At 49.5% G+C, this 12,423-nt stretch carries 12 protein-coding genes; 6 read left to right on the top strand and 6 right to left on the bottom strand.

Going from position 1 to position 12,423, the window contains the following annotated elements:
* The first annotated feature begins 19 nt into the window (after positions 1-19).
* Positions 20-475, top strand: a complete 456-nt coding sequence (locus UNDKW_RS16895; RefSeq protein ID WP_162059621.1) for a tetratricopeptide repeat protein — start codon at positions 20-22, stop codon at positions 473-475.
* Positions 476-554: 79 nt separating this feature from the next.
* Here the strand turns inward: UNDKW_RS16895 and UNDKW_RS16890 are convergent, their stop codons facing one another.
* The 6 genes from UNDKW_RS16890 to UNDKW_RS16870 all read right to left on the bottom strand — a co-directional run bounded on the left by UNDKW_RS16890 (position 555) and on the right by UNDKW_RS16870 (position 4,590).
* The gene (locus tag UNDKW_RS16890; protein ID WP_162059620.1) at positions 555-998 is read right to left on the bottom strand and encodes a hypothetical protein; all 444 of its coding nucleotides are present in this window, start codon (positions 996-998) and stop codon (positions 555-557) included.
* Between the two features lie 17 nt (positions 999-1,015).
* Positions 1,016-1,144: a hypothetical protein gene (locus tag UNDKW_RS30860; protein ID WP_255431512.1), complete on the bottom strand. Its 129-nt coding sequence runs from the start codon at positions 1,142-1,144 to the stop codon at positions 1,016-1,018.
* A 272-nt stretch (positions 1,145-1,416) separates the two neighbouring features.
* Positions 1,417-2,106, bottom strand: a complete 690-nt coding sequence (locus UNDKW_RS16885) for a hypothetical protein (RefSeq protein WP_162059619.1) — start codon at positions 2,104-2,106, stop codon at positions 1,417-1,419.
* Position 2,107: 1 nt separating this feature from the next.
* Positions 2,108-2,605 (bottom strand): RNA polymerase sigma factor, encoded by a 498-nt coding sequence (locus UNDKW_RS16880; RefSeq protein WP_162059618.1) that lies wholly within the window; start codon positions 2,603-2,605, stop codon positions 2,108-2,110.
* A 17-nt stretch (positions 2,606-2,622) separates the two neighbouring features.
* Positions 2,623-3,897: an acyltransferase family protein gene (locus UNDKW_RS16875; protein ID WP_162059617.1), complete on the bottom strand. Its 1,275-nt coding sequence runs from the start codon at positions 3,895-3,897 to the stop codon at positions 2,623-2,625.
* A gap of 6 nt (positions 3,898-3,903) precedes the next feature.
* Positions 3,904-4,590, bottom strand: coding sequence for a hypothetical protein (locus tag UNDKW_RS16870; RefSeq protein ID WP_162059616.1), 687 nt, complete (start codon positions 4,588-4,590; stop codon positions 3,904-3,906).
* 439 nt (positions 4,591-5,029) lie between these two features.
* On the opposite strand from UNDKW_RS16870, the gene UNDKW_RS16865 reads away from it, so the two are divergent.
* The 5 genes from UNDKW_RS16865 to UNDKW_RS16845 all read left to right on the top strand — a co-directional run bounded on the left by UNDKW_RS16865 (position 5,030) and on the right by UNDKW_RS16845 (position 12,273).
* Positions 5,030-7,258: a peptidase domain-containing ABC transporter gene (locus UNDKW_RS16865; protein WP_162059615.1), complete on the top strand. Its 2,229-nt coding sequence runs from the start codon at positions 5,030-5,032 to the stop codon at positions 7,256-7,258.
* 83 nt (positions 7,259-7,341) lie between these two features.
* Positions 7,342-8,817 carry an HlyD family type I secretion periplasmic adaptor subunit gene (locus UNDKW_RS16860; RefSeq protein WP_232063015.1) on the top strand — a complete coding sequence of 492 codons (1,476 nt, stop codon included), beginning with the start codon at positions 7,342-7,344 and terminating at the stop codon, positions 8,815-8,817.
* A gap of 93 nt (positions 8,818-8,910) precedes the next feature.
* Positions 8,911-9,129 carry a hypothetical protein gene (locus UNDKW_RS16855; protein WP_162059614.1) on the top strand — a complete coding sequence of 73 codons (219 nt, stop codon included), beginning with the start codon at positions 8,911-8,913 and terminating at the stop codon, positions 9,127-9,129.
* Positions 9,130-9,253: 124 nt separating this feature from the next.
* Positions 9,254-9,820 carry a hypothetical protein gene (locus tag UNDKW_RS16850; RefSeq protein WP_162059613.1) on the top strand — a complete coding sequence of 189 codons (567 nt, stop codon included), beginning with the start codon at positions 9,254-9,256 and terminating at the stop codon, positions 9,818-9,820.
* Positions 9,817-12,273 carry a hypothetical protein gene (locus tag UNDKW_RS16845; RefSeq protein ID WP_162059612.1) on the top strand — a complete coding sequence of 819 codons (2,457 nt, stop codon included), beginning with the start codon at positions 9,817-9,819 and terminating at the stop codon, positions 12,271-12,273. The genes UNDKW_RS16850 and UNDKW_RS16845 overlap by 4 nt, the downstream gene beginning before the upstream one ends.
* Positions 12,274-12,423: the final 150 nt, after the last annotated feature.

The following is a 12,423-nucleotide window of genomic DNA, read 5'->3' as shown; positions in this document are numbered from 1 at the left end:
GAGCCGAAATAATGAGAGTTTGCAGGCCCTGATCACCGCCTATGAACTGGCACCCGAAACATACAAGGGGTTCGTCGCAATGCAGATTGCCGTACTGGTGCAGGATTTTCAGTCCCCCAAAGAGGCACGTCCCTGGTTTGAGGCGGGTTGCAAGCATGCCGATATTGATCTTGGCTGGCCCTGGATACTCAGGGGAGCAAACCTCATGTATATGGAGGAATTTGATGCAGCGATTAGCTGCTTCGAGACAGCCTTGCGTGAAGACCATGACTTGAAAGATGAAGCCTATTTCAATTTGGGCCTCGCTTACCGCGCACAAGGCAGGTATGAACAGGCAATCGACAGTTTAAAGAGTGCACTACAGATTAATCCCGCTTATGAAGAAGCGATTAATGCACTCGCGGGGATGGATAATTTGCCTGAGACATTCAGGCTGATAGCAGAGTACAGGAAAAATTCTGGAGAGATACATTAACACATGATATCCAGCTCGTTCGAACGCGTACTTTTGCTACCAATCCCGATAGCACATCTGGCAAGCTCAGTCATATAAATCAGGAATCAAATCCCAGACCTTCGCAAACAAAATCATGATATTCCATACGCTCATGATATTCCATACGCCAGCAACGGTCTGGAAATTCTGGACCAAGTTCTGCCCAAATCCTGTTCTCGTTTTTGTAAAGATATATGCTAAGTAATTCATAGCGCAAGATATCAACTTCATCCTTAGCCAGCGGGTATCTGTTTACCCAGTCTCCTTTCGCCTTTTCTAATGACCCCTGTAAAAATTTGCCAGACAATATTTTCCTGGCATAGGCCATCAATTCTGAAGAGGGACTATCCTGGCCAGCTTCACGCACTATTTGAAATTTGACTCCATTGCATGAACCACACCAGGACTTTTCTTCACCGCTCCAGACGATGATTCCCATTGACTGATCATGGATGGTTTGCTGTATGGCTTTCTTGCTGCAGAAAAAATCAAATAGTCCCATGACAAGCCCTGACAATCTTATTGCGTAGTTTGGCCCACGGGCACACGGATATAACTGTTACCAAGCAGTTGCAATTCAACCGGTTGGCCTGCGTCGGCCATAGTCTCATCACTGACATCCTTGCCCGTACCGTAATTGATTGGCATTCCATGGTTTTCCTTCCATGCCGTTACGTTCAAGCAGGGATTTTGCAAGGATGCTCATGGTTTTTTCTATACCTGTTGTTTGCGTCGAGACTGGCCCATCCAGCGTGATTTGTACTTCAGTGGGCTGGGCTAAAACAGAGCTGTGTATATGGAGTAAAAAAACAAGACTTGCCAGATGACGGCGAAAGCACATATGTCACCTCAGTATCAGGGAATTAGCTATTTTAAAAATGATCTTAAAGATAATATAATTTGCAAGAAAATCATCAGAATCAATTACCTGATCTGGCTTCATCCGGCGTTTCTTCAAACTGCGCGATCCTGGCCAGGAACTGGCGTGTCTGGATAATATCTTTGCCAGCCAGCATATCGGTAAAAGCCTGGAAGCGGGCAGAGTGCTGCAAACGACCTGACAGTAGTTTGGATATGCCAATTGCCAGCGGAATAAACAAGACGCCACCGATGAGGCTGGGGCCTATGAAATTCTCGGTTTTCAGGTACAAGTCAACTCCGAACACGCCTTTAAAAAATACCAGCAGAAATGGAATGAACCAGACTATCTGGCCCAGCAAGAACGCCCATTTGAACAGGTTCAGGCGTCTGGCCTTGTGCACGGCCAATTGCTTTTGTACCTCGGTCACGGGTTGGCCAAAATCCATATCCTGCAGGGCATGGCGCAGTCTGTGATTGAGAATTGGCAGGGCGATAGTCCAGGCCAGCATGGCAAAGGCGGGCAGGGCAAATTGCCATACGCCGGCGTAATGCCCGAGGAACCAGATCAGATAAATAAAAACCGGGGTGCCTGCGATGATTTCATATTTATCGACCCAGCCCCATTTTGCAATTTCACGCCTGTGCTGTTCCAGCAAGGACAGGCGCAGCATCTGGGTATTCATCCTGACAGCCTGCTCGAGGCGCTGGTCGCGGGCTTGCCATTCGGCTTTCAAGAGATCGAGATCCATCTTAATTTCCTTCTGCAAAGCGGGCTTGTAATTTCTGTTTGATGCGTGTCATGCGCGTGGCAACATTGGCAGTGCTGAGCCCCATGATGCTGGCGATCTCATCATTGTCATGACCATCCATGAACAGCAGGATAAGTGCGCGATTAAGCTCATCCAGCTCGGTGATGAGTTTGTCCAGTGTGCGCATATTGTCGCTCTGGGCGTTGTAGAGTTGGTCTGCCTCGGCGATGTCCAGACCAAACTCTTCCAGTGGCAGCGTATCGCGCACTTGCCGTGTCTCACTGCGGTAGTGCGAGATAGCGACATTCATGGCGATGCGGTACATCCAGGTAGAAAACTGCACGCGCTGATCAAAACTGCGAAAAGAACGCCATAACTGCATGACCATTTCCTGCACCAGATCACGCCTGTCTTCGGCATGACGGCAATAGCTATAGGCCACCTTGTACAGCAGGCGTTTATGCATGGCGAGTTGCTGCAAGAAGAGTTCTTCGTCCATATACCCGTTCATCGATGTCAGGCCCGTGCGTGCTGCCGGTGAGCAGCATGACGCTGGCCATTCAAGAGCTTGCCTATCCATGTAAACCGGACCAGATAGCGATAGCTGAGTAAAGTCAAAACCAGTGTGCCCAGCAAGACTGCGGCCAGTTTGATTGTCCAATGCCACTCACTACGCGATACCAGGACCTGCAAAACCATCACCAGGGGCAGGTGCACCAGGTAAATCCAGTAAGAAGCATCTGCCAGGTAACGTAGCGTGGGGGTTGCCTGCTTCATGAATTTTAGCGCCAGACCAGTCAGGCCAAAACAAAAATGCCATGCAGCCGCCGCATATAGCCAGGCAAAAATCAATTTGCTTTCATCATGCACTGCCGGCACCAGTCTTGGTACCAGACCGCCCAGATACAGACAGATAGCCGTCATCAATAGTGCAAGGCCCAGGTGCCAGCGCCAGCGTTGCTGCCACCGTGGCAATGTAGCGGTTGATTGCTGCAACATCCAGCCAAAGCTAAACGCCATGCCAAAACTGACCCAGGCTGCCCGTCCAGGGTAGAGTGATTGATCTGGCGTAGGCACGCCAAACCAGCTCACCCAGTAAGGCGTATAAAACAAGGCCAGCGCCACCGGCAGTGCCAGCAACATGGGGCCAAACCAGCCTGACATTGCGGGCATGAGCCATTCTGCACAGCGCTTCAGTTGGGGCAAGATACCCAGTTGCCTGCAGACCGCCCAAAGACCGAGATACACTGCATACAGCAGCGTCAGCATATACAAAAACCACAAGTGGGCAAGCGGGAAACTGTCAGCCGTAAAAGCCGGTGGAGGTGGTGACTTTTGCGGCAGGCTGCCGCCATTGCGCACCCAGGCAGCCAGCACCATGGCGGCAACGATCGCTGCAAATATCACAGGCCAGCCAAGCAGCAAGGGCAGGGTGATGCGTTTGAGCCTGTCCTTGATAAAACCAGCCCAGCCTTTCTTTTGCAAAACCAGGTGGGCAAAATAACCGGCCAACATGAAGAACAGAGGCATCCTGAAAATATGGATGACAAAGAACACTGGCCCCAGCAATGCGGTTTTTTGATTGTCGCTGACCATCCAAAAGAATTTGGCGCCAGGCAAAAAAGAAATGCTCGCATGTAAAAGCACGCCCAACAGCAGGGCCCCGGCACGCAAGGCATCCAGTCCATGCAGGCGTTCGCCAGTTGCTGCGGTTTGCTTGGCTTGGGCATGCGCGGGTGCGATTGCAGAGAGGCCTGCATTACCTGCATTAATAGTGGCATCGTTTTGCATGATGGCTCAGTTCGCCAAATTAGCAGCGCGTTGAAAACGGCTGGCAGCAATGACCGGATTATTTTCCACCGCATCCACCACAATGCTCATGCGCTGCGCAGAGCCCTTGGTGCCTATCTCAAAACGATAAGCCACCATCAGGCCGTCATGCAGGCGATAATCACTGGTATAGACTTCCAGCTCAGTCATGCGGCCCATGACAGGGCGCTTTTGCAGGCGCTTGATTTCCAGAAAACTGTCAGCATCCAGATAGATAGTCGATTCACCCGTAGCAGGAATGCTCACCTTCAGCACATGCACGCGCCGCCCGTCAAGCTTCTCTATACCCGCATATTGCAAGGGGAACCCAAGCTTTTGCGTCGCCACCAGTATCCCATCAAAATAACTTTCTTCCAGCATGGCAGGCAATTCTTCGGCTGATAAATCAACCGCTTTTTTGCCGCTAGTCAGGAAGGGGTCTATCTTCCACGCATCTTTCCCATCATAAGCCGATACCTGTGTTTGCCCTTGCACCAGCACATCCCGTCGTAACAGATTGGGGCGCTTTGCTTCTACTGTCGTCGGTATTTCAAACGGTGCCATCCCTATGATGCGCAATTTAACGCGGCGCGACTGCAACTTGCTCACATCCCCAAGCGCCGCCAGATGCGCTTGCATCACGCGCTCCAGCGTCATATCGGCAGTGGTTGCCAAACTGGTTTTGGCATGCTGCGCAAATGCGCTACAAGACCAGCATGCATAAAATAAGACAAGTATAAAACTGCGCATTAAAATCAAACCGTACATGATATCTCCCAGAAATAATGAGTTCATGTTTAGCGAGCTTGATGCACAGCTTCGCTAAACCCTTGCTCTGTTATTCGCAGGGGATAAGAAAAATTTACAGCCTCTATGAAATTATTTTGACCGGCAGCGCGAAGCTATTTTTTTACTGGTGATGCGGTGAACGCAGAATGCAAACAGGAGTAAGCAGAGTGAAAAGTTCCCTAATGGAAATTTCTACACGGAAATTGATCTTCGCGCAAGAAATTCACAAAATATTGCATTTTTTGTGAATATAAAGATACAATACGATACATATGTAGGATCCATCCTACGGCATAAACCATTTCTCTCATTTTATCCATCCTCCATGATCTCCCATTCTCTAGACCGTAATGCCTGGTTCTGGGCATTACAGGGGCTTTGTGCGCTCCATCGCAAGCCATATTCCCCTGAACTGGCAGCACAACAGTTTGCTGCTCCTTACACCAGTGATGGTTTGCTGATGGCCGTCAAGGCTTATGGCTTCAATGCCGACACCCGCAAGTGCAAGGGCGGCAAATTGCAGCACGAATCATTCCCTCTCATCGCCTGGCTCAGCCCTGCACCAGAAACAGCAAGCGATATCAGCGATGTCGCCTTTCAAACCGAAGAGCGAAGTCCGGCGGCGGGCGAACGACCGGACAAGTCAGAGCCTGCCTCCGCACCTGCCCCTACGTTAGTCCCCGCTCTGATCCTGCAAGCCGATACCAGCCAAGTCCTCATCGTAGAACCTTCAGACACCAGCCCTCGCAGCATACTTCTGACTGAATTTCAGCAGAGATACCAGGGGCAGATTACCCGCATTACCCCGCAAGCTGATCCGGCGGCAGACCCAGACAGTGACCAGGCCACCAGCCAGCAACGCAAATTCGGCTTTCGCTGGTTTATCCCAGAATTGCTCAAGCATAAAAAGCTCTGGCAAGAAATCCTGCTGGCTTCTTTGGTGATACAACTGATTGCCCTGGCCACTCCCTTGTTTACCCAGGCCATCATCGACAAGGTCGTGGTGCATCACACCCAAAGCACACTGATTGTCATTGCCATCGGCATGGCCGTCTTCATGCTGTTCTCGGCGGGTTTGTCGTGGCTGCGCCAATACCTGATTTTGCATACTGGTAACCGCGTCGATGCCGTACTCGGTTCCGCCGTGTTTGAGCGTCTGTTCAAACTGCCACCCATGTACTTCCAGCACAGGCCCACAGGCGTCATTGCCGCCCGTCTGCATGGTGTAGAAACCATACGCGAATTCATCGCCAGCGCTGGCGTTACCCTCGTGCTTGATTTGCCCTTCCTGCTGATCTTTGTCGGCATCATGTTTTACTACAGCGTCACCCTGACCCTGATCGCTTTAGCCATACTGACCACCATCGTCATCCTCAGTACTGTTGTCGCCCCCTTGTTCCAGCAAAGGCTGCAAGAACAATTCCAGCTCGGCGCACGCAACCAGGCATTTTTGACCGAGTACATTGTTGGCCTGGAAACCGTTAAATCGCTGCAGCTGGAACCTCAACTCAACAGCAAATACAGCGGCTTCCTCGCCAGCTACCTGCAGGCAGGTTTCGCTACCAAACAACTGGCCAACACCTACAACACCTTCGCCAACCTGCTTGAGCAAATCATGAGCTTGTTGATACTGGCAATTGGTGCCTACACCGTCATGCATGACACGGCCTTTACCATCGGTATGCTGGTCGCCTTCCAGATGTTCTCTGGCCGCCTGTCGCAGCCCATGCTGCGTCTGGTCGGCCTGTGGCAACAATTCCAGCAAGCCAGCCTCTCCATCGCTCGTTTGGGTGACCTCATGAACGCCCCGGTAGAGCCTTACTCTGTCATCCCAGCGCGCGACAGCAACAAGGCAGGCAGCATACAAATCCACAATCTCGCCTTCAAATATGGCGAACATCTGCCCACCGTTTACCAAAACCTCGACCTGCACATCCCACAAGGCCAGACCATCGCCATCATGGGCCCATCTGGCTGCGGTAAAAGCACGCTTGCCAAACTCATGCAAGGCTTCTACCAACCCAGCCAGGGCCGCATCCTCATCGACAATGTGGATATACGCTACCTGTCTGCCAATGAATTGCGCAGCCACTTTGGCGTAGTGCCGCAAGAAACCACTCTGTTCTCCGGCACCATCTACGACAACCTGCAAATGGCCAGCCCCAATGCTGGGTTTGAACAAATCGTCGCCGCCTGCAAAATGGCAGAAATTCATAGTGTCATCGAAGGCCTGCCCAAAGGCTACCAGACAGAAATCGGTGAACGCGGTGCCGGTCTCTCTGGCGGTCAAAAGCAGCGCATTGCCATCGCCCGTGCTCTGCTTAAACGCCCCAGCATCCTGATCTTTGACGAAGCCACCAGCGCCCTTGATACCACCACGGCAGAACACTTCGCACAAACGATCAATGCCCTCAAAGGCAAAGTCACCATGCTCTTCATTACCCATGGTTTGCCCAAGGGCCTCAAGGTCGATGCTGTCTATCGCCTGACCCATGACGGTGCCCAGCAAATGCACCCGGCACCAGTAGTGGTGCAGGCGAGTACCGCCGCATAGATCAAAGCAGGGCAAAGAAATAAGACAAGCCCGACAAAAAAATCCAAAATTGAGCAAGTAAAAAAGCAGACAGGCAAGCACCCATGCAGCAAGTACCAACACCCCAGCCCGACCAGGGCATGACAACGCCAGATGCGAGATCAACTGCACAAACCGCAGCACCAGAAAAGACCGCACCAAGCACCGCCAAAGTCATCCCCCTGCGTCCACCCAGCCGCTGGCATGACCCTTTGCAACTCATACAAACCCAGCAGCCCAGCCACATAGGCCGCATTGTCTTGTGGGCAGTCTGCGCACTCGTCTTCATCCTGCTGGTCTGGGCAGCCATAGGCCAGCTCGATATCATCGCCACGGCTGAAGGCAAACTCACACCTCAGACCCTGGTCAAGATCGTGCAACCGGCAGAGGCAGGCGTGCTCAAAGAGATACTGGTGCAAGAAGGTGATAGCGTCAAAGCCGGACAAGTCCTGGCCAGGCTCGATACCACACTCGCCAGTGCCGACAAAACCAGCATCAGCAGCGACCTCGCCAGCCAGCAACTGCAAGTACGCCGCATAGAAGCAGAACTCGCCAACCAGCCCATGCTCATCAAGGCAGGGGATGATGCCACCCGCTTTGCCCAGGTACAAAGCCAGTACCACGCCCACCGCAAAGCCTATCTCGACAGCCTTGATCAGGAAAAATCATTGCTGAGCCGTGCAGAGCATGAACGCAAAAGTGCCACAGAAATTTTAAGCAAGCTCGAACAAACCCTGCCCACTTATAAAAAGACCGCAGACGCCTACAGCAAGCTCGAAAAAGAAGGCTATGTCGGCAACCTCGCCAGCGCCGACAAACAACGCGAAGCACTGGAAAAATCCAAAGACCTCGACGCCCAGCACGCCAGCGTTGCCGCACTCAATGCCACCATTGACGCACAACAAAAAAAGCTCAGCCAGATCCAGAGCAACTACCAGTCTGAACTGCAAAAAGAACTGGCCGACATCCGTGCACGCATCGCCCAGCTCCAGCCAACGCTGGACAAAAGCAATTACAAAGAAGGCCTGATGGAACTCAAAGCCCCGCAAGACGGCATCATCAAAGACCTCGCCACGACAACTCCCGGTGCCGTAGTCCAACCCGGCAGCGTAGTACTCACCCTCGTCCCCAAAGACGAGCAACTGTATGCCGACGTGCAAATCAAGAATGAAGATGTCGGCTTTGTACAAGTCGGGCAAGAAGCCCAGATCAAACTCGCTGCCTACCCCTTTCAGCGTTACGGCATGCTCCACGGCAAGGTGATACACGTCAGTGCAGATGCGACGGAAGTCAACAAGCAAAACAGCAATCAAAACGCAGACAGCAACGGCAGCAATGGAAGTAACAGCACCAGCATCGCAACCTACAAAGCCAGGGTGCAACTGGACCAACAGACGTTGATTGATGGGCAGGGAAACAAGCTCAGTACCACGCCAGGCATGCAGGTGGTGGCGGAAATTAATCAGGGTAAGCGCAGTGTGCTGGAGTACTTGTTGTCGCCGGTGCAGAAGGCGGTTAGTGAGGCGGCAAGGGAGCGATGATTGTTGAGATGTTGCAAACGAAAATGCGTAATATGAAGAATAGGACGAACTCGGATAATAGTACTTTAGCTTGGGCAGGATGTAGGAGCAAGGATGCAAACGTATCGCGATTTATTTCGCAATAAACTTGATGAGGCAACCATAGCCGATTTACGTGTGCCTCTGGCGCAAGGGCAAGCGTTGGGGAATGAGAAATTTAAGGACGCAATGAGTGTGGCGAGTAGCGTGAGAAGAACGCAATCCAAGCGAGGAAGACCAGCCAGGCAGGTGAGTGAAATAGATTTGAAGGAGCAGACGGATTTTGGATTTTGAGAACAAAGATGAAGTAATGATGGATGTGAAAAATAAAGCGATGCTGACATCATTTGTGAAAAATGCGAATGTAAGTTGCAGTTCTATGGTTCGTTAATTTGACGATTAAATTTTTGAGAGATACATGAGTGGATTATTTTTTTTGGGAATTGCAGCGATATGGCTGATTCTAGCTGCTGGCATTTCGATTTTTATTACGGAAAAAATTCAATTGAAATCATTCGAGGGCTTGTTTGCGCTTGTTTTGTTTCTCTTGATATTTCCTCTGCCTATTGCTGACGAAATTGTTGGACGAAGAGAATTTGATCGGTTATGCGCTGAGAAAGCTTCTTCAATTAATTGGAACAGAGAAAAATTACGGGGGGGAACCGTTTACTTTGTAGATGTCGAGCCTACAAAAAATGTCAAGGGTCGAGTTACAAATGATGAAATCATTGCCGAACTCTGGATTCCAATATGGCAAAGAACTTCTAGATTTGTGGACATCAAAAATGAAGTGGTTGTGGACTACAAAGAATTGTACACGGGCGGTGGATGGGTGGCACGCTGGATTAATTTTAACAGCGCTAATACCCCATTGACATTTAAAGGATTTTGTCAGCCGGATGAAAGTAGTAAAAGTTCATTTGAATTGCTGCAGATAACCGTAAAAGATAAATCAAAAGAACCTTCATTTAAAGGAATGAAATGACACAAATTAATGATGCATTTATTAATGCAATTTTAGCCAACGCTGCATATGATGATGATTTAAACAAGGCAAAAACGCCAGGCGATTTATTTGGAAAATTGTCAGAACGTATGACGCCAGATATTGCTAAGTACATTTCAGAAAATTTTGTTGTACTGACGCAAGTGAGTATGCCAACTTCAGGGTTTGATGTGACTGTCTGGCAAGACAAGAATAATAAAGTCTATGTTTCGATGCGCGGAACCGCAGGGGGAACTGATTTATTAACCGATGTCAATCTGGCGGGCAGCGGAAACGCTAGAGCTCAAATAACGGATATGGTCAATTGGTGGCTGCGAGAGACAACCCCAGAAGGCCAGATGGCAATTCAAATCCGTGAAAGTTTTTCAGAATTGAATACCCCGCCATGGGGATTTGAAACTATTCCTTCAGTCGCTGGTACTGGAAAAATTCCTGCGTCCAGTTTGGTGGGAGGAATTGAGGTTAATGGGCACAGCCTTGGTGGTTATCTGGCGTCTGCTTTTACTAGATTATTTTCAGCACAAGCGCATGTTTTACATACAACAACATTTAATAGCGCAGGATTTGCCCCGGGAAGTGAAGTTGTATTTCAGGAGCTGGATCACCTAATTGGAATTGGGTACGGGCTTGGTCGTTTTCCAAATGGCGCTGAGCAGACAAATTATTTCGCCAAGAACGGAATCAATGTTACGACAAACAGTTTTTGGTTTAATCAAGTTGGTCAGAGGCAGTCTGTATTTAATGAGGGCGGAACTGGTCTGCCAAATCATTACATGTACAAACTCACGGATGCACTTAGGTTGGGGGACGCACTTGCTAAACTTGATCCTTCTTTAGATATTGTTAAATTAAATGCTATCTATGAAACTGCTTCTAATCAAGCAGAGTCGACCTTGGAGTTTGTGCTTGACGGATTGCGAAGAGTTATATTTGGGGACTTAGGTTTAAATACCGCAATTGGAGATGTATCTAATAGCGCACCTACGCGACTGGAATATCACAAAAATATAAGTAATTTATTGAACCTAGATGAAAACGGCAATCCAACAGGAACTTTTTCTTCTTTGCAGGGAAAGATTCAAATTTCCGCTGAGGAGATCACCGATGCCCGCAAGGATATTGGTCAATTTCTGAGCTTGCATTATCTTACTCCGTTTACAGTTAAGGTGACGGACTCTCAAGCAGAAGAGAAATTAATTTCCATGCAAGGGAAACTGGGCGTCTTGTGGCAGGAGGATAAGAACTTATCCGTGACTGATCGCGCAGCCGGAAAATTAAATTTCAGTGACGAATACCTGATAGACCGGACTGCTATGTTGGGGTGGCTCAGATTGCGCAATAGCAAGGACAACACTGACACAACGATGGAAGGCCCAAATTTATTATTCAAAGATTTGGCTTTAAAAACAGATATACGTTTGGGTTCAGGCATGACAGGTGACGCACAGAGACAGCATTTTGTCTTTGGGGGAGAACTGAACGACTTGTTGAACGGTGGAGATTTTAGTGATGATTTATATGGTGGGGCAAGCAACGACACTTTGAATGGCGGCAAAGGTAACGACCACCTCGAAGGAAATGAAGGGAACGATCAACTCACTGGTGGCGAGGATGATGACATCCTGCTCGGTGGCAAAGGCGATGACACGTATTTATTCGACGGCAATTATGGCAAGGACACCATTTTCGATAGCGACGAAGGTGGTGCTGTTCAAATCGACGGTGGCGTGCTGACTGGTGGCAAGAAGGTCACTGAAGGGGTCTGGAAGGGCAAAGACAGTAATGGTGTCACTTACATTTACACCGTGCTCGATGATGGCGCGGGTGGTAAAGAGCTGGTCATCAAAAAAGAAGGCAGTGATAACAGTAAAAGCATCACCATCAAGAAATGGGAAAACAAACACCTTGGTATTGATCTGGAAGGACCTCCAGATAAAGAAACGGAGCCAGGTTTTGATTTGGTGGTACGAGGTGACCAGGGCGTCGTCAAGCATGATGGCCTCAGCAACAATGTCGACAACGTTCACATGATAGGCGGAGAAGGCAACGATAGCCTTTCCAGCAGTGTGGGTGAAATGATTGATTCAGTCTATGGTATAGGAACAAATGACTGGCTTGAAGGTAATGATGGCGACGACTACCTGGAGAGTGGCTGGGGAAATGACACACTGGATGGAGGGGCTGGTAATGACGTCTTGATTGCTGGTGAACGTTACGATGGTAGGCAATATGATGGCGTGATACCGCGTAGCAGTGGCAGCGACAATGATGTCGTTAACGGCGGTAGCGGGAATGACCTTATAGGTGGGGATAAAGGGAACGATTTACTCAATGGTGATGACGGTGACGACATTATCATAGACGGCAATGGCAGGGATACTATCAATGGTGGCGATGGTGACGACTGGATATTTGCAGTCGGGGCATTATGAATCAGGCTCAATTTGGTATTAAATATTTTGGAATGCGGGATTATTACTATAAATTGCAAGTCGTTTCTCTGGTTAATAATGGATATTTGCAATTAGAACGAAATCCTAATTGGAATCAAAGTGTAAAAGTGTACAGCGGCATCGATCTCG

Origin of the sequence: Undibacterium sp. KW1 (assembly GCF_009937955.1) — a bacterium.
In the GTDB taxonomy this organism is placed as follows: domain Bacteria; phylum Pseudomonadota; class Gammaproteobacteria; order Burkholderiales; family Burkholderiaceae_D; genus Undibacterium.
The sequence above is the reverse complement of the archived record's forward strand: the minus strand, read 5'-3'. Positions and strand labels throughout refer to the sequence as shown.